The following is a 20,483-nucleotide window of genomic DNA, read 5'->3' on the forward strand; positions in this document are numbered from 1 at the left end:
TTATGGCCGATTTTCTTCCATTTTTCGGAAGCGCAGGGTTTACGATTGCGGCGTTTGTGGTCGCTTTGTCGATCATCGTCGCGATCCATGAATATGGTCACTACATCGTTGGCCGCTGGTCTGGGATCGGGGCAGAGGTGTTCTCGCTCGGATTTGGTCCTGTTCTGTTTTCGCGGGTCGATAAACGCGGCACACGTTGGCAAATCGCGGCAATCCCGCTGGGTGGATATGTAAAGTTTAATGGCGATGCGAATGCGGCCAGTGTTGGCGGCACGGTCGGCGGGCGTGATACGATGCTAGGTGCGCCTCTGTGGGCGCGGGCGGCAACAGTGGCTGCCGGCCCCGTGTTCAACTTTATCCTGACCATTGTGATCTTCACGGGCCTCGGACTTTGGGTCGGTAAGGCCACTGATCCGCTGACCCTGCGCAGCGTTCCTGATCTGCCCGCAAGCTTTATCCAAGACCTGCAGGTCGGTGATCAGATCATCGCGGTTGAGGACATGGATGCGCGGTCCGTGGCCGATTTCAGCATCGCTTTGGATCAATTGCCTGTTCAGCCGTCTCTGACTTACACGGTCCTACGGGATGGCGTTGAACAGCAGGTTGAAGGTCCATTCCCTGAAACCACTCGCGTTTTGTCGGTCAACCATGACAGCGCGGCAGCCGTTGCTGGCGTGAAAGAGGGCGATGTAATCACCGCCATAGACGGTGCGCCTGTTTATGCGTTTTCACAGATGGTCGAGATTGTCGGGGCGTCTGACGGGAAGGTTTTGACGCTTGATATTTGGCGCAAGGGAGAGAGCCTCCAGATCGAAGTTGCGCCACGCCGCACGGACTTGCCAACAGCTGACGGAGGGTTCGAAACCCGTTGGTTGATGGGTGTTTCTGGCGGAATCTTCTTTGATCCAGAGACCACGACGCCGAATGTTGTGACGGCGTTTACTGATGCCGTACGTCAGCTTTGGTATGTACTGCAAACCTCTATCTCGGCGCTTTGGCATATGATTGCTGGTCAGATTTCGACCTGTAACCTGTCGAGCCCTGTCGGTATTGCGCAAGCATCTGGCGCGATGGCTGCGGCTGGCCTGACGGACTTTATCAGTTTCATCGGGTTCCTGTCCGCAGCGGTCGGGCTTTTGAACCTATTCCCGATTCCTGTTTTGGACGGTGGGCACCTTGTGTTCCACGCCTATGAGGCCATTACGGGCCGTCGTCCCAGCGATGGTGCAATGCGTATCCTTATCGCGCTAGGGCTATCGGTCATTCTGACACTGACACTGTTTGGCCTTCTGAACGATTTGGTGCTCTGCCCATAATTTCGCGTCTGACGTCATTATTTCGCCCTAATTATTGTTTAGGTTGAGCCTACGCATGGCAAGGGAGCCGAAGAAATGCATACGATCAACGCGAGCTATCGCAGCCTGTCTTTTCTGGTGAACCTCAACTGGGACCGGATCTTCTATTTTGTGGCTATTGTTGCCGCACTATGGATCGGGTCTTTGATTGGCACCTACGGACTGCACTAACATCGGTTAACCCTCGATGAGCAATGGATCGCACGCACCCCACGGGGTGCGTTGTTCGTTTTGACAAGACCCCTCAATCTGGTTAGGTCATAGTCCAAACGGGGCTGTTCGAATTGGCTGGATTCATGCGATTTACTTCTTTCTCTGAAAACGGGCCTTCGGGCAAAGCACTCTTGAAACTCACGGCGGCCGTTGGGCTTTCGCTTTTGACGTTTCAGGGGCTACCGGTTGGGGCGCAGTCCTTTACCGTGAATACCGTCTCGATCGAAGGGAACCAGCGGATCGAAACCGCTACGATCCTTAGCTATCTGGGCATCGCGCAGGGTGAGACAGTATCGGCCGCCGAACTTAACGATGCGAGCCAGCGTATTCGCGCAACAGGATTGTTTGAAACGGTCGAGGTAGAGCCTCGCGGTGGCCAATTGGTCATCACCGTTTCTGAATACCCGACCGTGTATCGCATCAACTTTGAAGGCAACAGCCGCCTCAAGGATGACGAACTCTTTGCGCTTCTTAGCTCGCAAGAACGCCGGATTTACAGCCCGAGCAGTGTTGAGGCTGACGTTGCCGACATTACGGCAGCCTATGCAGATAAGGGGCGGATCAACGCCATCGTAACACCGCGCATCATCCGTCTGCCCGACAACCGCGTTAACGTTGTTTTCGAAATTGCAGAAAATGGCGTGACCGAGGTGGAACGGATCGGCTTCTCTGGCAACCGCAGTTTCTCGGATCGTCGCCTGCGCGGTGTCCTCGCTACAAAACAAGCAGGTATTCTGCGCGCAATTATTGGCCGCGATACTTACGTTGCCGATCGTATTGATTTCGATAAACGCGTTCTGACTGATTTTTACCAGTCGCGTGGTTATGTCGATTTCGCGGTTCGTGATGTTAACGTTGAACTGACCCGTGAACGTGACGCCTATCTCATCACCTTTGATGTTGAAGAGGGGCAGAAGTTCGACTTTGGCGCGATTGATGTCATTTCGGAAATCCCCGAAGCGAACCTCGAAGAATTCCAAGAGGCCGTTCGCACCCGTTCGGGCACGACTTATACGCCGCTCGATATCGAAAACGACGTTGCCCGTTTGGAGCGTCTGGCGCTTCAGCGCGGCCTTCAGTTTGTTCAGGTCGAACCGCGTATCACCCGCAATGACCGTGACCTGACGCTTGATGTGACCTATGCGCTGGTGCGTGGCGAACGTATCTTCGTGGAGCGCATCGACGTTGAAGGTAACAACACCACGCTCGACCGTGTGGTGCGCCAGCAATTCCGCGAAGTAGAGGGCGATCCCTTTAACCCGCGTTCCATTCGTGAAACCGCTGAACGTATCCGTGCGCTTGGTTTCTTTGCCAACGCTGATGTTCAGGCCCGTCGTGGGTCGACCGATGATCAGGTTGTGATCGACGTGAATGTTGCCGAGGCACCGACTGGGTCGCTGTCCTTTGGTGCGAACTTTAACACCGATACTGGCCTCGGTCTCTTGGCGTCCTTCCGTCAGCAGAACTTCCTTGGCCGTGGTCAAGCGTTGAGCCTGCAGTTCTCGACCGCTGAGACGAACAAATACTTCACGCTGAACTTCGATGAGCCTTACCTGCTCGGCCGCGACCTCGCGTTTGGTTTCGATATGAACTACGGCCAGACGAACAACGAGTCAGCGAACTACGATACCGAGAGCTTCACCATCCGTCCGTCCTTGACCTTTAGCGTCAGCGAAAATGGCCGTTTGCAGACATACGTCCAGAGCCGCTATTCGGACCTGACTGATGCTGCGACCACGTTGTCTCCAATCATCGCGGCTGATGTCGCGTTGGATGGGCAGTGGACCCATTCTCTCGGCTATACCTACACATGGGATACACGCCGCTCGGGGCTTGACGTCAATCGTGGAGCGATCTTGCGGTTTGGTCAGGAATTCGGGTTCGGGGACACCACCTTTATCAAGACGACCGCGACCGCAGGGGCGGAGTCGAAGGTGCTGAACGAAGAGGTAACCCTTCGTGCGACGCTCGAAGGCGGGTATTTGCACTATTCGGGTAGCGACAGCACCATTTCTGACCGCTTCTTCTTGTCTGGTCGCCAGATGCGCGGCTTTGATTTGTATGGCATGGGTCCGCGTTATTACGACTCTGCGAACGGCTTTAACGATCCGCTTGGGGGTAACGCCTACGCCGTCGCTCGTGTTGAGGCGGAGTTCCCAATTGGTTTGCCCGATGAATACGGCATCCACGGTGGCGCGTTCATGGATTACGGATCACTTTGGGATCCAGGCATGACCTGTGGCACGAGTTACTACTACTGCGATTTCACGCCTCGCGCGGTCGCTGGTGTATCTCTGTTCTGGGACACACCAGTTGGGCCGCTGCGGTTTAACTTCACCGATACTTTGATGTCCGAGGACTTGGATGAATCCAAATCCTTTGACGTGACAATTTCGACTAGCTTCTAATGCGCTGGGTTCACGCTTTGACCGCTGCGATTGCACTGACCTTTGGTGGTTGGTCGGTCGCGCCGGTCTTGGCGCAAGAGGCCGCAACGGTGGTGCGGTCGCCAGTTCTGTTGATCGATATCGAAACTGTTTTTTCGGGAACGCTTTATGGTCAGCGGATTTTGTCCGAAATCCAATCCGAGTCTGAAATATTAAAAGCCGAAAATCAGCGGATCGCGGATGCGTTGACCGCCGAAGAACAAGATATTGCAGCACGCCGTCCGTCGATGGAGCCATCGATGTTTCGTGCTGAGGCGGATGCGTTTGACGAAAAGGTTGTCGGTATTCGTCGTGCGCAGGATGCCAAAGAACAAGAGCTTCAGGACCGTCTCACAGCGGCGCGTTCAAACTTTGACACGGCCATCCGGCCCGTTTTGGGCAAACTGATGCAAGACCGTGAGGCTGCCGTTCTCATGGCCCGCCGCGATGTGATCCTCTATTTCGGAGCTATCGATATCACGGATGCCGCCATTGCGCAGATTGATGCAACATTGGGTGATGGCACCCAAACCCCTGAGAACTAACGCGACCTTGCCCCGTTGCGGGCGAATTGCTACTCAATAGACGAAGTGCCCGCGACGGGCTCGATAAGGACCACGACATGACTGACGCCGTAACCACCGCCGATATCCAACTGATCCAACGGATCATCCCGCACCGCTATCCGTTTTTGCTGGTGGATAAGGTTGTCGATATCAACGGTACTCAGTCTGGGAAGGGCATCAAAAACGTCACTATGAACGAACCGCATTTCACAGGTCACTTCCCTGATCAGCCTGTGATGCCTGGCGTTCTCATCGTCGAGGCAATGGCGCAAACGGCGGGCGTTATGGTCGGCGTGTCGCTTGGCATGGCAGATAAAAACATGAAGGTTTACTTCATGGCGATTGATGGTGTGAAGTTCCGCCGCATGGTCGTGCCGGGTGATGTTCTAGAAATGCAGATCGAAACCACACGCGGCAAACCTGGTGCAAAGGTTTGGAAATTCAAAGGTGTTGCAACAGTCGATGGTGAAATGGCTGCTGAAGCTGAATTCACTGCAATGATGGACACGAGCGCCTAATGACTGCGCAAATTCACCCCAGCGCCGTTATTGAGGATGGCGCCACCATCGGACCCGATTGTGTGATCGGGCCGTTTTGCATCGTCGGCTCAGAGGTTGTTCTGGGCCGTGGTGTGACGCTGAAATCTCATGTGGTGATTACGGGCGACACATACATCGGTGATGACAGTACGGTGTTTTCGTTCGCCGTGATTGGTGAAATCCCGCAGGATAAGAAATTCGGCGGTGAAAAGACCTCGCTCCGCATCGGTGCACGGGCGCGAATTCGTGAACATGTGACAGTGAATACGGGGACCGCTGGTGGCGGTGGCCTGACCTCGATCGGCGACGACTGTCTGTTGATGGCTGGATGTCACGTCGCCCATGATGCGCACATCGGCAATCGCGTGATTGTGGTGAACAGCTCTGCGGTGGCAGGTCACTGCATCGTCGAGGATGACGTTATCATCGGTGGTCTTTGTGGTATTCACCAATTCGTTCGCATTGGACGCGGCGCAATCATCGGCGCGTTGACCATGGTGACGAACGACGTGATCCCGCACGCTTTGGTTCAAGGTCCACGCGGCAAACTCGATGGCCTCAATCTGGTAGGATTGAAACGTAAAGGCGTTGATCGGTCGGACATTACAGCGCTGCGTGCTGCGTTTCAGGCGCTCAAAGACGGTGAGGGCACGTTCCTCGACCGTGCAAAACGGTTGGGTGACGAAGCAGAGAGCGAATATGTCCGCGAGATGGTCGGTTTCATCCTAGGTGAAAGTGACCGTAATTTTCTGACACCGTCCTGATGCTTGCACTGATCGCAGGGACAGGTGCGTTGCCTGCTGCGCTTGTGACAGAATTACAAGCGCAGGGGGAAACCCCACTGATCTGCGTCTTTGGCGACTTTGAACCTGATGTATCTTCTGACCTGCCACAGGTGCGATTTCGGTTAGAGACGCTCGGGTCGTTCATTTCCGAATTGCAACGTCGTGGCGTGACAGAGGTTTGTCTCGCTGGTGCGGTGCGTCGCCCTGACGTTGATCCCAGTTTGATCGATGCCGAAACAGCGCCATTGGTGCCGCGTTTGATGGCGGCCTTGGGGCAGGGTGATGATGGTGCGCTTCGCGTGATCCTGGCGATCTTTGAGGAAGCCGGCATCGCCATTCGCGCCGCTCACGAGATCGCGCCGACGCTATTGCCGCCCTCTGGCGTTTTAACTGTTGTTCGCCCGTCAGAACAGAATAGCACCGATGCTGAGATCGGTCAGGCCTTTGTCACCGATATGGGACGCCGTGATAGTGGGCAAGCCTGTGTTGTCCGTGCGGGCGAGGTGATCGCCGAAGAAGGCCCAGATGGCACCGACGCGATGATTGGTCAGTTATCTAACAGGCAGCGGGCCATCCTGTTTAAAGCACCAAAACCGAACCAAGACCGCCGCGCGGACCTTCCTGTAATTGGTCCGAAAACGGCGCTTGGCGCGGCTGAGGCGGGGATGGACGGTATCGTGATCGAGGCAGGCGGCGTGATGGTCATGGACTTGCCTCTGGTCATTGCCACATTGGACGCGCATGGCATGTTTCTGTGGGTGAGGGCGCGGGGATGAAGGTCTTTCTCTTAGCGGGTGAAGTGTCTGGGGATCGCCTTGGTGGAGCGCTGATGGCGGGCCTCAAGGAGTTGCGCGACGACATCGAATTCCACGGCATCGGCGGCGAACAGATGCAGTCGCATGGTCTGACCAGCCTGTTTCCGATGGAAGAACTGTCCATCATGGGCTTGGCTGAGGTTCTGCCAAAGTATTTTCACCTCAAACGCCGTATTCGTGAAACGGCCGATGAAATCTTGCGTCTCAAACCCGACGTGGTGATTACCATCGACGCGCCCGATTTCTCGCTGCGGGTGGCCAAACTGGTCAAAGAGGCGTCTAACATTCGGACCGTCCACTATGTTGCGCCCTCTGTTTGGGCGTGGCGTCCGAAGCGTGCGGCGAAAATGGCGAAGGTGATTGATCACGTTCTGGCACTTTTGCCGTTCGAGCCGCCCTATATGACGCCGCATGGGATGGAGTGTGACTTTGTCGGGCATCCCGTCACGACAGAGATTCAGGCGACTGAGGCGGAGGCTGCCGATTTCCGTAGGCGTTTTGGCATTGGAGATGCGCCGTTGATCTTGGCTTTGCCCGGGTCGCGCCGTGGGGAGGTGTCCCGTTTGGCGAGTCGCTTTGGCGCGGCATTGGCACAAGTGGTTGCGGAGAAACCTGACGCAAAGATTGTTTTGCCCTGCGCCGCACCTGTCGCCCAGTTGGTGCGTGAACTGACCGCAAATTGGTCGGTGCAGCCCATTCTGCTCGACCCAAGCGAAACAACGGCAGCAGACAAACGCGCGGCATTCAAGGCTGCGGATATTGCTTTGGCGGCCTCTGGCACTGTTTCGCTTGAATTGGCAGCATCGCGGACACCGATGGTGATTGCTTACGATTTTAACAAAATCACATGGGCGATCATGCGGCGCATGGCGTTGATTGATACGTTTACCCTCGTGAACCTCGTCAGCGAAACGCGGGCTGTTCCTGAGTTCCTCGGGCCTGAGTGTCGCCCTGAGTTGATCGCGCCTGCGATGCTCACTGTCCTCAATGACCCTACCGCGCAGCGCGCTGCCATGGATATGACCATGCAGCGGCTTGGTGAAGGGGGCGAAGCACCGGGCCTTCGTGCGGCACGTGCGGTGCTTGCGCGGCTCTAGATGTTGGGGCTGACGGGGTTATTCCTTGCCGCGTTTCTGGCTGCTACGATTGTCCCCGCGCAGTCAGAGGCTGTCTTGGTCGGGCTTATTATCGCGGGCGATCATGCGGTTGGCACTCTGCTTTTTGTCGCGACTGTTGGAAACGTGGCTGGATCTTTGGTCAACTGGATCCTCGGTCGCTATCTAGGCCGACTGTTCGGTCATCCCCGATTTCCGTTCTCGCCCGAGCAAATCGAAGGTGCGCAGCGGGGCTATCACAAATGGGGTTGGGTGAGCCTCTTTGCATCATGGGTGCCCATTATTGGGGACCCGCTCACCGTTGTTGCGGGTACGATGAAAGAACCGCTTTGGCGGTTTTTGACGGTGGTCACGATTGCAAAGTTTGGGCGCTATGCCGTGCTCGCTTGGGTCACGGTTGGTTTGATGTAAGGCTTAGTTGCCCTTCCAAATCCAACCGCCGCCCAGGATGCGGGTGCTCTCTGGATCGTAGAACACACAGGCCTGACCGGGCGAGACGCCTTCCTCGGGGGTTAGCAATTCAACCTCAGCTTCCGTGTCCGAGATCGCCCGCAAGATCGCAGGGGCAGGCGGACGGGTGGACCGCACCTTAACCGAAATTTCACGTTCAGCGACATCAGTGAATGCCCCATCACCGAGCCAGTTGATTTCGCGGATCGGCACGCGGCGGGTTGCGAGCAGCTCTTTTGGGCCGACGACGACCTGACGATTGTCTACGTCGAGCTTCACAACATAGAGCGGGTCAGCGAGGCCGCCGATACCCAAGCCACGCCGCTGACCGATCGTGTAATGGATCACGCCGCGATGTTCGCCCAAGATGGTACCGTCCATGTCGACAATCTTTCCAGGCTCTGCCGCGCCCGGACGCAGTTTTTCAATCACGCTCGCGTAGTTGCCATTCGGGACAAAGCATATGTCCTGACTGTCAGGTTTGTCCGCAACCGCCAGACCGTATTTCGTCGCCAAAGCGCGCGTCGCATCTTTGGACGGCAAATGGCCGAGTGGGAAACGCAGATAATCCAACTGCTCTGGCGTGGTTGAGAACAGGAAATACGACTGGTCGCGGTTCGCATCGGCGGCGCAATGCAGCTCTGCACCATTCGGCCCCATCATGCGTTGTATATAGTGACCCGTCGCCATGCAGTCGGCATCCAGATCCTTTGCCGTTTGCAAGAGGTCTTTGAACTTCACGCGCTCATTGCAACGGATGCAGGGCACAGGGGTCGCGCCTGCGAGGTAGCTGTCGGCGAATTCATCGATCACGGCTTCTTGGAAGATGTTTTCGTAGTCGAGCACGTAATGAGGAAAGCCCATTTCCTCGGCCACGCGGCGGGCGTCATGAATGTCACGACCCGCACAGCACGCGCCTTTTTTCGCCAGCGCCGCCCCGTGATCGTAAAGCTGGAGCGTCACGCCGACCACGTCATAGCCTTCTTCAGCGAGCTGCGCGGCGACTACAGATGAATCCACACCGCCCGACATGGCGACAACCACGCGGGTTTCCGAGGGCGGCTTGGCAAAGCCAAGAGAGTTTAGTGGGTGATCAAGCGACATGTCAGCCTCCGGCGACTGGGTAGGGCAAGTCTGAGGGAATATATGAAAATGCTAACTACTCTCAAGGGGCGGTTTCACTCCTCGTTAAATGATCACGGCACAGTGTTTGTGCATGACGTGTCTTTATGAGGATGAAATCATGTACCTTAGGAAAATTGATGGTCCGCGTGCGGTGACCTTACCCGATGGGACGCACATGACGGTGGCGGACCTGCCGCCGGAGGGAACAAACCGTTGGGTTGCATCCCGCAAAGCAGCCGTTGTGCAGGCCGTATTCTCGGGATTGTTAACTAAGAACAACGCCTTGGATCGGTATGATCTCTCTGAAGAAGAGTTTGATGGGTGGGTTTCGGCGATCCGTTTGCATGGAAAGTCAGCCTTAAAAGCTACGGCTGTACAAAAATATAGACAACTTTAGGTAGAATATGTGAAGGTGTCCTTAGCGGTAACGTGTAATTAACCATTGTGCATCAAGGTTAACGTCAGAACACAAAATGCGGAGGCTGCAGATGCGAGTGCTGCTGGTTGAAGACGACCCGACGACATCGAAAAGCATTGAAATGATGCTGACCCATGCGAACCTTAACGTCTACTCGACGGATTTAGGTGAGGAGGGGATCGATTTAGCAAAGCTATACGATTACGATTTGATCCTTCTGGACCTGAATTTGCCAGATATGAACGGTCACGAGGTGCTGCGCCAGCTGCGTCTATCGCGGGTTGAAACCCCAATTTTGATCCTGTCGGGTGACGATGGAACTGAGAGCAAGATCAAAGGGTTCGGTTTCGGTGCCGATGACTACCTGACCAAACCGTTCCACCGCGAAGAACTCGTGGCGCGTATCCATGCGATTATCCGCAGGTCCAAAGGCCATTCGCAGTCGGTGATTAACACGGGCCGAATTTGCGTGAACCTCGATGCCAAAACGGTCGAGGTTGAAGGCTCGCCTGTTCACCTCACGGGCAAAGAATATCAAATGTTTGAACTTCTTTCTTTGCGCAAAGGGACCACGCTGACGAAGGAAATGTTCCTTAATCACCTGTATGGCGGCATGGACGAACCCGAATTGAAGATCATCGATGTGTTTATCTGTAAATTGCGGAAGAAATTGCAGTCGGCAACGGGTGGTGAGAACTACATCGAGACCGTTTGGGGCCGTGGCTATGTGCTCCGCGATCCTGAACCGATGCGTGCACCGACCAAAATCGCGGTCGGCGCCTGAGATTGCCCCTAGCATCTTGTCGATTGGAAGGTGGACCCCTAGAACATTGCTGAGGCTGATTTCAGCCTTGGCAGACGATGGGGAAGAGCGTGACGCAATCGGCCACAGCGACAATCGCGGTAGAGCAGCTTACAAATGATCAAGCAGCCGAGGAATTGGCGCGTCTTGCCGATGTTTTGGCGCGGGCGAATGCGGCTTATCATACTGCAGATGCTCCAGATATTTCGGATGCGGAGTATGACGCGCTCAAGCGGCGCAATGCTGCGATTGAGGCTCGTTTTCCTGACCTGAAACGTTCCGATAGCCCGTCCGAACAGGTTGGTGCGGCTGTCGGCGATGGGTTTGGCAAAATCGCGCATGCTGTTCGCATGCTGTCCTTGTCGAACGCGTTTGACGACGATGATGTTGCCGATTTTGATGAACAAGTGCGCAAATACCTCGGTACGGACGAGGCGATCTCTTACACCGCTGAGCCTAAGATTGACGGGCTTTCATTGTCGCTAAGGTATGAGAACGGGATTTTGGTTCAGGCCGCGACACGTGGCGACGGCGAGGTCGGTGAAAACGTCACCGAGAACGCAAAGACGATTTCAGATATTCCGCATCAGATCGTGGGCGCACCAGCCGTGATCGAAGTTCGCGGCGAAGTCTATATGAGCCACGCGGATTTCGCCGCGCTGAACGAACGCCATGCCGCGACAGGGGGGAAAACCTTTGCGAACCCGCGAAATGCTGCCGCAGGGAGCCTTCGTCAGCTAGACGCAGAGATCACGCGTGCCCGTCCGCTTCGGTTTTTTGCCTATGCTTGGGGTGAGGTCAGTGAGCCGCTTGGTGATACTCAGTTTGATGCAATTGAGAGATTTAAGGCATTGGGATTTCAAGTAAATCCTTTAACGCGTCTGTGTGCGTCCACCGCAGAAATGATCAGCCATTACCGAGATATTGAAGCGCAGAGAGCAACGCTCGGCTACGACATCGATGGTGTGGTTTATAAGGTGAACGGTCTGAACCTCCAGCGCCGTCTCGGGTTCCGATCAACAACGCCGCGTTGGGCGATTGCGCATAAGTTCCCTGCTGAACTGGCGTGGACGCGGCTTGAGGCGATCGACATTCAGGTTGGTCGAACAGGGGCTTTGTCGCCTGTGGCACGCCTACAGCCCGTGACGGTCGGCGGGGTCGTTGTGTCGAACGCGACCCTCCATAACGAGGATTACATTGCGGGTCGTGACAGCAATGGTCACCCCATTCGCGATGGCAAAGACATTCGTATTGGGGACTGGGTGCAGGTCTACCGCGCGGGCGACGTGATCCCCAAAATTGCCGACCTTGATCTGGCGAAACGTCCCGATGATGCTGAGCCTTTCGCGTTTCCGCATGTATGCCCAGAATGTGGGTCCGAAGCGATCCGCGACGAGGGAGACTCGGTTCGGCGTTGTACGGGCGGTTTGGTATGCCCTGCGCAGGCTGTTGAACGGCTCAAGCATTTCGTATCGCGTGGGGCATTTGATATCGAAGGCCTCGGCGCAAAACAGATCGAAATGTTCCACAACGATCCGGTGCTCCCGATCAATGAACCTGCCGATATTTTTACGCTCGCGAAACGTGACGCACAGAACTTGGCGCGTTTGAAAAACCGTGACGGCTTTGGTGAAAAGAGCGCGAATAAGCTGTTTGAAGCGATTGAACAGAAACGGAAAATACCGTTTGGAAAGTTCTTGTTTGCTCTCGGTATTCGCCACCTAGGTGAGGTCGCAGGTGCCGATCTTGCTCGTCATTTCGTTACCTGGAATGCCTTGGTTCAAACGGCAGATGCTGCCCGCATGGCCGCGCAATGCGAAGTCATGGCTGAGGAGGCAGAAGCCCAAGAACGCGCGTTGGCTGAGGCGCAAGGCCGTCGGGCGAATATTAAGAAATCGCGCGAAACAGCTTGGGCGAATTGTACTGCTGAGGCACTTGCAGCATGGAATGAGTTTACGTCAATCGATGGGATCGGGGCTGTTTTGGCGGTGTCCTTGATCACCACGCTGTCCCAACCCGAAGAGCGGGCCGTCATTGACCGATTGGTGGCCGAGCTTGACATTCAAGCGCCAGAACAACGATCCAACGACAGTCCTGTTGCGGGTAAAACGGTGGTCTTTACCGGTTCGCTCGAGAAGATGACACGGGCAGAGGCAAAGGCGCGAGCTGAATCGTTGGGCGCGAAGGTGGCGGGCTCGGTCAGTGCAAAAACCGATTTGCTGGTCGCGGGCCCAGGTGCCGGGTCCAAGGCGAAAAAGGCCGAAGAACTGGGCATTGAGACCATCGACGAAGATGGTTGGCTCGCGTTGATTGGGGACGCATGAGCGGTCGACCCGAAATACTCTGGCCGCTATTTGGCGATTTGACTGGGTTAGACGGGATCGGTCCGAAAACGGCTGCGCATCTTGAAAACCTTGCAATCAAAACGCCGCGCGATTTGCTGTTTACCTTGCCGCAATCGGGGGTGGATCGGCATCGGCGTCGGTCCATCCGCGATGTGACGCCTCCAGCGACAGTGACCGTTGAGGTAGTGGTCGCTGGCCACACGCCGAACCGTCAAAAAGGGCGTCCGTATCGGGTCACGGTCGAGGATGCCGAGACCACGTTTCAGATCGTGTTCTTCCACGCGCGAGGCGATTATCTGACTAAAATCTTGCCCGTTGGGGCTAAACGGATTGTGTCGGGTAAGATTGAGTTTTTCGACGGCGTGGGGCAGATGGTTCACCCTGATCACATTCTTGCCGCCGATGACGCCGACAGCATTCCCGCCTTTGAACCGGTTTACCCGCTGACCGCTGGCATCACGCAAAAGCTGATGTTCAAAGGCAGTCGTGCCGCATTAGCTCTATCGCCCGTTCTGCCAGAGTGGATTGATCCTGCGCTCAAAGCCCGCGAAAACTGGCCCGATTGGCGTGATGCGGTCGAGGCGGCGCATAATCCGCAATCTACGACAGATCTGTCGCCCTTTGATAAATCCCGCCAGCGGCTCGCTTACGACGAGGTCTTTGCACACCAGCTGACACTGGCCTTGGCGCGGGCGCAGGTGCGGCGTGGTAAGGGGCAAGTGAACCGTGGCAATGGAACGCTGCGGTCTAAGGTATTGGCCGCATTACCTTACAGACCGACCAATGCGCAGCTCCGTTCAATCGACGAAATCGCCGACGATATGGGGCATGGGGCGCGTATGAACCGCTTGCTTCAGGGCGATGTCGGGTCAGGGAAAACCCTTGTTGCGTTGATGGCACTCTTGATCGCGGTTGAGGCCGGCGGGCAGGGCGTCATTATGGCCCCGACCGAGATTTTGGCGCGCCAGCACTTAGAGGGGTTGCGCCCCTTGGCCGAAAGCGCGGGTGTTGTTCTTGAAATTCTAACGGGCCGCGACAAGGGCAATGAGCGTAAGGCCAAACTCGCCGCGCTAAGGAATGGCGACATTGGGATTTTGGTTGGCACCCATGCGGTTTTTCAAAAGGATGTGCAGTTCGCGGACCTTAGGCTCGCGGTGATCGACGAACAGCACCGTTTTGGCGTGGCACAACGGATGGAACTGGGTGCCAAAGGCACGGCTGTCGATGTTCTGGTGATGACGGCGACGCCGATCCCGCGCAGCCTCGCGCTCGCGCAATATGGCGATATGGATGTGTCGGTGCTTGATGAAAAGCCACCGGGGCGGACGCCCGTGCAAACGGCCTTGGTCAGCACGCAGCGGATGGATGAGGTCGTGGATCGTCTGCGCCGCGCGGTGGCTGAAGGACGGCAGGCCTATTGGGTTTGCCCCTTGGTCGAAGAGTCCGAGGTCAGCGATATGACCGCCGCCGAAGAGCGGTTCAAACGGCTACGCGCAGCCTTGGGCGACGGCGTTGTCGGGCTTGTGCATGGTCAGATGCCACCGTCCGAAAAGGATGCCGCAATGGCGCGATTTGTGGCGGGCGAGACCAAAGTTCTGGTTGCGACGACCGTAATTGAGGTGGGTGTGAACGTGCCGAACGCGTCGATTATGGTGATCGAGCGGGCAGAGAGCTTTGGTCTTGCGCAGTTGCACCAGTTGCGTGGACGGGTAGGGCGCGGCTCTGCGGCTTCGACCTGTCTGCTGATGTATCAACCGCCCCTGACCGAGAGCGGCAAACGGCGTTTGGAAATTTTGCGCGAGACAGAGGATGGGTTCCGTATTTCCGAAGAGGACCTCGCCATTCGGGGTGCGGGTGACATGATCGGGACCGCGCAATCGGGTTTGCCACGGTTTCGGATAGCTGATCTGGAACGGCAGGCGGCGCTGATGCAGACTGCGCAGGCGGATGCGCGAAAGCTGTTATTGGATGATCCAAAGCTGGAATCCGAACGGGGACGGGCCGCGCGTGTTCTCCTTTGGCTCATGGAACAGGATAAAGCGATCCGTTTGATTTCAGTGGGTTAACTTGATGTTCTCCTAAATGTTCGCAAATGTTCTCAAAAAGTTCTTGATTGAATCGGAATCATATGAGAACAAATAAGCAACAAGGTTAACGCAGCAGGAGAAACCAACATGGCGAAAGACATCAAAGCCGTACTGAGCCGATCACCCGTGACTGTTCTGTCCGATCTGATTGGCGCGGTGTCGCTGGTTGTGATCCTCTATGCTGGTCTCACGCTGCCTGCGTTCTTGTAACCTGCCTATCAACTGCCCTCGTGTTCCGCGCCGTTCCGGTCTGTAGTCCTGTCCCAAACTTCTGACGTCGACCACTGCCTGTCCAAATTGGTCAAACGGAGTCCTGCCTCTTTTCCGTTTTCACCGGATACGGGTCCCACGCGAAACACCGCTCTCCGCTGCCGTACATTGTGACGTGCGGCGGTTTTCTTTTGGTCGTCAGATTTTATAGGCGAGGCGGAGGCCACCCCAATGACGACCGTTGACGGTGATCGGGGCAGAGAGGTCTTTCATCATCTCGAACTCACCGCCGCCCATATCACGGCGATAGACCTGCATAAGGAAAGGTTCGCGGCTCTGACCAGCCTTTAGGCCGACACGGTCGTCGAAAATTCTGCGGTTTCGGCTGTTCGCAGTGTTCCAAACAACGTCAGGTCCTTGCGGTAGTGAGAATTTGAGGTTGTGCGTTGGCAAGTAGCCACGATCGTCCACAGCCGCGCTGAACACCACTCTTGGATCGAGTTTCAGCGCAGGCTCTTGGAATTTCGGCAGAACGGCATCCGTGAACCGCGTAAAGCGCGACATGACCTGCTGTGGATTTGTCGCTGGGATCGGAAGGTATGTTCGATCAAAGAGTTCCGCTTCGGAAATGACGCGCTTCTTGATCGCGTCCTCAAAGGCGGCGCTGATCTCTTTCGCGGTTTGAACCACGTGATCAATGAACTTCTGATCCTCAGAGGCGCCCCCCGCGAGAACGCTCAGGCGCACAACGGTTTCGCTATCATCCACCAAGGCATGTAGTCGACTGCGTGTTTTCTGCACACCATCCGTTGTCGTTTGGGCCGATCCCGCGATTTTTTCAAATGCGGGACCAAAGGTGTCAATCGCATCCGCGATAACTTCGGCATCAGCTTGCATGGTTCCCGCTGTGCGAACGGTTTCCTGCATTTGTTCCGCAACGGTCGTGATCTTTTGGTTCGTGTCTTCGGTGTCTGCAATCACCTTTGCCGCGGTGGTCTGCATGGCGGTGGTTTCTTTGCTGAGTTCGTCAAAGTTCTTAGCGAGGACTGTGACACCTTCGCTGACCGACTCTGCGGCCATCCCAGTGTTACGAGACAGCTCGTTGATAGCCTCTGCTACGACAGCAAAGCCACGGCCATGCGTGCCCGCACGGACGGCTTCGATCTTGGCATTAATGGCGAGGATATTCACCTGACGGGCGATCGACGTGATCTCGCGGTTCAGGCTTTCCACCGATTTCAGCGTTTGAACCACTGCAGTCATGCGGGTTTCAACGGACCGCACCCAATTTGCAACCTGTTCACTGCTTTCACGGCTGGTACGGAAACTCGCGATGCCAAGCTGAAGCGCTTCAGAGTTGGCCTCGGCCATTGTCGCGACATGCCTGATTGCTTCTTGCATAGCGCTGTTGGCCTGCATGATATGATTGACCCGCGATTGCAGACCTTCCATTTCGCCAAGCTGTTGGCTGGACAATTCGCCAACGCTGTCGAGGAAGCCAGCGATATCTACGACATCAGACGCCATTTTGGTACCGACGCGGGTGATTTCATCAAACCCCGTCGATGATGTGTCAGCGAACTGCGCTGAACTCTTTCGGTGCAACATGCGTCCTCCCGGTGCCCGAACCGACACCCAAGGGAGTCGGCTAATTACTCTTTTTGTGTCTGCGCCAAATGCGCCGCCTCGACGACAGCGTCGAAGGCCAGAAGGATCGACGCGTGCCTGTTTTTGTAATCCCGTGCTGGCAGCAGCGCCTCCAACCCATCAAAAGGCGCTTGCGGAACGGGACCATCATTTTTCAGCATTGCGCGCAATTCGTCCCGTGCGGCCTCTAGCTCCGCGACGGTCCGCCCGATGACCGCACCCCCAAGGATCGCGGCAGAGGCTTGACCCAATGCACATGCTTTAACGTCCTGACCGTAGGAACTTATAACGCCGTCCTGCATTTTTATGTCCACAGTGACCGTCGACCCGCATAAAGGCGCACGTTTTTTTACCGTGGCATCTGCATCGGGCAGGCGGTCCGTGAACGGCATGTCTGCCGTGAGCGCCAAAATGCGCGAGGAATAGAGCTTTACCAATTCTGCATTATCGGACACGGGCGGGTTTTCCTTTTCAACGTCTGTGCAGTAAATAGGGCGCGAACCGCGACAGCAATAGGATACCTGCGATGAAATTCGATCCATCCCTTCTAAAGTATGATGATCGCGGACTTATTCCTGCGATTGCGCAGGATGTGGATACTGGCGACGTGCTGATGATGGCGTGGATGAACGCTGAGGCCGTTGCAAAAACGCTTGAGACGGGCAAAGTTACATATTGGTCGCGGTCGCGCCAGTCGTTGTGGATCAAGGGCGAAACCTCTGGCCACCATCAAGAGTTGATAGAGTTCACCTTTGATTGTGACAAAGACTGCATTTTGGTCAAAGTCCGCCAGACGGGTCCTGCCTGTCACACAAACCGTCGGTCGTGTTTCTACACCGCCGTCCGCGACGGAGACACGGTCGAACTGATGACCCCGATGGCCTGAGACGCATTTTTGCGGTCACTCTCGGGCCTTTGCCCTTTTCCCCGTGGCGCATCCATGTAATAGGGAAGCGCCAAACGAAGCTATTCCATGGAGCACCCTGATGGAGATTCGCGAGGCCCTCACTTTCGACGACGTACTACTGGTTCCAGCGGCCTCATCGGTGCTGCCGGCGACCGCTGATACGCGCACTTTCGTGACACGTGGGATCAAAATGAACATCCCGCTTTTGTCCTCTGCCATGGACACCGTTACCGAAGCACGCATGGCGATCGCGATGGCGCAAGCGGGCGGTATCGGCGTGATCCACAAGAACCTGTCGTCCGAAGAACAAGCCCGCGAAGTCCGCCGTGTGAAGCGTTTTGAATCTGGCGTTGTCTACAACCCTGTCACGCTACGCCCCGACCAGTCGCTCGCCGATGCAAAGGCACTGGTGGAGCGTTATAACTTCACTGGTTTCCCCGTTGTTGACGACAAAGGCCACGTTGTCGGTATCGTGACCAACCGCGATATGCGCTTTGCCTCCGAAGAGACAACGCTGGTCTCTGAAATGATGACCTTCGACAACCTCGCTGTTCTGCGTGAACCCGTTGATCGGGACGCTGCTATCGACATGATGAAACAGCGCCGTATCGAAAAACTGTTGGTCACCGATGGAAACGGCAAACTGACGGGTCTTTTGACGCTCAAAGACACAGAGAAATCTGTTCTGAACCCAACAGCATGCAAAGATGAGCTTGGCCGCCTTCGTGTTGCTGCGGCGACCTCTGTTGGTGACGCTGGTTTTGAACGGTCGATGATGCTGATCGATGCGGGTGTTGATATTGTCGTCGTCGATACAGCACATGGTCACTCTGCTGGTGTTCTGGATGCCGTGCGCCGCATCAAAGCGGAAAGCAACGTTCAGATCATCGCGGGCAACGTTGCGACGGCAGATGCGACAAAGGCGTTGATCGACGCAGGTGCTGACGCTGTCAAAGTTGGCATTGGACCGGGTTCGATCTGCACCACCCGCATGGTTGCAGGTGTTGGTGTGCCGCAGCTAACCGCGATCAATGATTGCGCCAAAGCGGCAGGCGATGTGCCTGTCATCGCTGACGGTGGTATCAAATTCTCTGGCGACTTTGCCAAGGCGATCGCAGCAGGTGCATCTTGCGCGATGGTCGGCTCGATGATCGCAGGCACCGATGAATCCCCAGGCGAGGTGATCCTGTATCAGGGCCGTTCGTTCAAATCCTACCGCGGCATGGGCTCGCTCGGCGCAATGGCGCGTGGTTCGGCGGACCGTTACTTCCAAAAGGACGCCGCGAACGACAAGCTCGTCCCTGAAGGTATCGAAGGTCAGGTCCCATACAAAGGATCTGTTGCAACGGTTCTGCACCAGATGGTCGGCGGTCTTCGTGCTGCAATGGGTTACACGGGTAACGCCACCGTTGCTGAGATGAACAAGAACTGTTCCTTTGTCAAAATCACGGGCGCAGGTCTGAAAGAGTCGCATGTTCACGACGTTCAGATCACCCGTGAAAGCCCGAACTATCGGATCGGCTGATGACACCGGCAGCCCGCGTTGCTGCGGCGATTGAAGTTCTGGATAAGATCCAAGGGGGGCAGCCTGCTGAGGCTGCCCTGATCGCTTGGGCGCGTGGGTCGCGATTTGCGGGATCCAAAGACCGCGCAGCCATTCGTGACCACGTGTTCGATGTTCTCCGTCGTTGGCGGAGTACGGCCGCACTTGGTGGCGCCGAAACGGGGCGTGGTCGGATGATCGGCCTCTTGCGTCAGCAGGGCGCTGATCTAGCTGATGTGTTTTCGGGTGAAGGACATGCGCCGCAGAGCTTGTCCGATGACGAACTGGCCTACACGCCGACGGAAATGTCACCAGACGCTGAGTCGGACTGGCCCGAATGGCTTTGGCCGCAGATAGTGGCCGATTACGGGGCTAATGCGCAGAGCATCGCGGCCGCGCAACAAGACCGTGCACAGGTATTTCTGCGTGTGAACCGTAAGCGGAGCACGGTTGAAAAGGTCCTTAGCGCTCTGAAAACCGACGACATCGACGCTCATGCGCATCCAGATGTCGAGGGCGCGATCATCGTCACGGGCAATGCGCGCCGTATTCAACAAACACGGCTGTGGGATGACGGGCATATCGAACTTCAAGACGCAGCATCGCAAATGGCTATGGCGCGTTTGGGCGTAACTGCTGACCAAACCGTTCTGGACTATTGCGCTGGTGGCGGCGGTAAATCGCTCGCGCTTGCCGCGTTTGGCGCGCACGTGACAGCTCATGATGCCGACGTTGGACGGATGAAGGATATTCCTGCCCGTGCTGCACGCTCTGGAACTCGCATTAAGACCACAAATCGCCCGAACGGGACATTTGATCTGGTTCTCTGCGATGCACCCTGCAGCGGGAGCGGGACGTGGCGTCGGACCCCCGACGCGAAGTGGCGTCTAACTAAGAGTCGTTTGACAGAGTTAACCAACATTCAACGGTCGATTTTAGAAACTGCGATGACACATGTCGGGCAGGGTGGTCGATTGGCTTATGCGACATGTTCGGTTCTCAGCGTTGAAAATCGCAGGGTGGTTGACGGGTTCCTCGCCGACCATCCCGAGTGGTCTGTTATTGACGAAATGCAATTGCGTCCAACCGAACTGCACGACGGTTTTTACCTCGCTACACTGTCGAGATAACCACT

At 56.1% G+C, this 20,483-nt stretch carries 20 protein-coding genes; 17 read left to right on the forward strand and 3 right to left on the reverse strand.

The window, feature by feature from the left end; genetic code table 11:
• Positions 1-2 precede the first annotated feature (2 nt).
• The 9 genes from rseP (at position 3) to AC07ED_RS06300 (ending at position 8,225) form a co-directional block, all read left to right on the forward strand.
• Entirely contained in the window at positions 3-1,316 is a 1,314-nt protein-coding gene (gene rseP, locus AC07ED_RS06260; RefSeq protein WP_105235014.1) for an RIP metalloprotease RseP, read from the forward strand.
• A gap of 75 nt (positions 1,317-1,391) precedes the next feature.
• Positions 1,392-1,526 carry a hypothetical protein gene (locus tag AC07ED_RS06265; RefSeq protein ID WP_290245703.1) on the forward strand — a complete coding sequence of 45 codons (135 nt, stop codon included), beginning with the start codon at positions 1,392-1,394 and terminating at the stop codon, positions 1,524-1,526.
• A 125-nt stretch (positions 1,527-1,651) separates the two neighbouring features.
• The gene (gene bamA / locus AC07ED_RS06270; protein WP_105235015.1) at positions 1,652-3,976 is read left to right on the forward strand and encodes an outer membrane protein assembly factor BamA; all 2,325 of its coding nucleotides are present in this window, start codon (positions 1,652-1,654) and stop codon (positions 3,974-3,976) included.
• On the forward strand, positions 3,976-4,539 hold the full coding sequence (locus AC07ED_RS06275) for an OmpH/Skp family outer membrane protein (protein ID WP_105235016.1): 564 nt from the start codon (positions 3,976-3,978) through the stop codon (positions 4,537-4,539). Before bamA ends, AC07ED_RS06275 begins: the two co-directional genes overlap by 1 nt.
• A gap of 77 nt (positions 4,540-4,616) precedes the next feature.
• A complete protein-coding gene (gene fabZ / locus AC07ED_RS06280; protein WP_105235017.1) occupies positions 4,617-5,078 on the forward strand; it encodes a 3-hydroxyacyl-ACP dehydratase FabZ in 462 nt (153 codons plus the stop codon).
• Entirely contained in the window at positions 5,078-5,863 is a 786-nt protein-coding gene (gene lpxA / locus AC07ED_RS06285; RefSeq protein WP_105235018.1) for an acyl-ACP--UDP-N-acetylglucosamine O-acyltransferase, read from the forward strand. The genes fabZ and lpxA overlap by 1 nt, the downstream gene beginning before the upstream one ends.
• Entirely contained in the window at positions 5,863-6,660 is a 798-nt protein-coding gene (locus tag AC07ED_RS06290; protein ID WP_105235019.1) for an LpxI family protein, read from the forward strand. Before lpxA ends, AC07ED_RS06290 begins: the two co-directional genes overlap by 1 nt.
• On the forward strand, positions 6,657-7,796 hold the full coding sequence (gene lpxB, locus AC07ED_RS06295) for a lipid-A-disaccharide synthase (RefSeq protein WP_105235020.1): 1,140 nt from the start codon (positions 6,657-6,659) through the stop codon (positions 7,794-7,796). The genes AC07ED_RS06290 and lpxB overlap by 4 nt, the downstream gene beginning before the upstream one ends.
• A complete protein-coding gene (locus AC07ED_RS06300) occupies positions 7,797-8,225 on the forward strand; it encodes a YqaA family protein (protein WP_105235021.1) in 429 nt (142 codons plus the stop codon). It abuts the gene before it with no gap.
• 3 nt (positions 8,226-8,228) lie between these two features.
• On the opposite strand, the gene mnmA is transcribed toward AC07ED_RS06300, so the two are convergent.
• Positions 8,229-9,368, reverse strand: coding sequence for a tRNA 2-thiouridine(34) synthase MnmA (gene mnmA, locus AC07ED_RS06305; RefSeq protein ID WP_105235022.1), 1,140 nt, complete (start codon positions 9,366-9,368; stop codon positions 8,229-8,231).
• A gap of 139 nt (positions 9,369-9,507) precedes the next feature.
• On the opposite strand from mnmA, the gene sciP reads away from it, so the two are divergent.
• The 5 genes from sciP (at position 9,508) to AC07ED_RS06330 (ending at position 15,251) form a co-directional block, all read left to right on the forward strand.
• Complete coding sequence (gene sciP, locus AC07ED_RS06310) at positions 9,508-9,786, forward strand: CtrA inhibitor SciP (protein WP_105236343.1); 279 nt, start codon at positions 9,508-9,510, stop codon at positions 9,784-9,786.
• A 91-nt stretch (positions 9,787-9,877) separates the two neighbouring features.
• The gene (gene ctrA, locus AC07ED_RS06315; protein WP_105235023.1) at positions 9,878-10,591 is read left to right on the forward strand and encodes a response regulator transcription factor CtrA; all 714 of its coding nucleotides are present in this window, start codon (positions 9,878-9,880) and stop codon (positions 10,589-10,591) included.
• 89 nt (positions 10,592-10,680) lie between these two features.
• The gene (gene ligA / locus AC07ED_RS06320; protein ID WP_245918146.1) at positions 10,681-12,933 is read left to right on the forward strand and encodes an NAD-dependent DNA ligase LigA; all 2,253 of its coding nucleotides are present in this window, start codon (positions 10,681-10,683) and stop codon (positions 12,931-12,933) included.
• Entirely contained in the window at positions 12,930-15,020 is a 2,091-nt protein-coding gene (gene recG, locus AC07ED_RS06325; RefSeq protein ID WP_105235025.1) for an ATP-dependent DNA helicase RecG, read from the forward strand. Before ligA ends, recG begins: the two co-directional genes overlap by 4 nt.
• Before the next feature lie 108 nt (positions 15,021-15,128).
• Complete coding sequence (locus tag AC07ED_RS06330; RefSeq protein WP_290245694.1) at positions 15,129-15,251, forward strand: hypothetical protein; 123 nt, start codon at positions 15,129-15,131, stop codon at positions 15,249-15,251.
• Between the two features lie 198 nt (positions 15,252-15,449).
• Here AC07ED_RS06330 and AC07ED_RS06335 read toward each other — a convergent pair whose 3' ends face one another.
• Positions 15,450-16,859: a methyl-accepting chemotaxis protein gene (locus AC07ED_RS06335; RefSeq protein WP_105235026.1), complete on the reverse strand. Its 1,410-nt coding sequence runs from the start codon at positions 16,857-16,859 to the stop codon at positions 15,450-15,452.
• A gap of 44 nt (positions 16,860-16,903) precedes the next feature.
• Entirely contained in the window at positions 16,904-17,353 is a 450-nt protein-coding gene (locus AC07ED_RS06340; RefSeq protein WP_105235027.1) for an iron-sulfur cluster assembly scaffold protein, read from the reverse strand.
• Positions 17,354-17,424: 71 nt separating this feature from the next.
• On the opposite strand from AC07ED_RS06340, the gene hisI reads away from it, so the two are divergent.
• The 3 genes from hisI to AC07ED_RS06355 all read left to right on the forward strand — a co-directional run bounded on the left by hisI (position 17,425) and on the right by AC07ED_RS06355 (position 20,478).
• Complete coding sequence (hisI, locus tag AC07ED_RS06345; protein WP_105235028.1) at positions 17,425-17,784, forward strand: phosphoribosyl-AMP cyclohydrolase; 360 nt, start codon at positions 17,425-17,427, stop codon at positions 17,782-17,784.
• Between the two features lie 100 nt (positions 17,785-17,884).
• Positions 17,885-19,330, forward strand: coding sequence for an IMP dehydrogenase (gene guaB / locus AC07ED_RS06350; RefSeq protein ID WP_105235029.1), 1,446 nt, complete (start codon positions 17,885-17,887; stop codon positions 19,328-19,330).
• The gene (locus AC07ED_RS06355) at positions 19,330-20,478 is read left to right on the forward strand and encodes an RsmB/NOP family class I SAM-dependent RNA methyltransferase (protein WP_105235030.1); all 1,149 of its coding nucleotides are present in this window, start codon (positions 19,330-19,332) and stop codon (positions 20,476-20,478) included. Before guaB ends, AC07ED_RS06355 begins: the two co-directional genes overlap by 1 nt.
• Positions 20,479-20,483: the final 5 nt, after the last annotated feature.

The sequence above is a fragment of the Aestuarium zhoushanense genome, assembly GCF_056431045.1.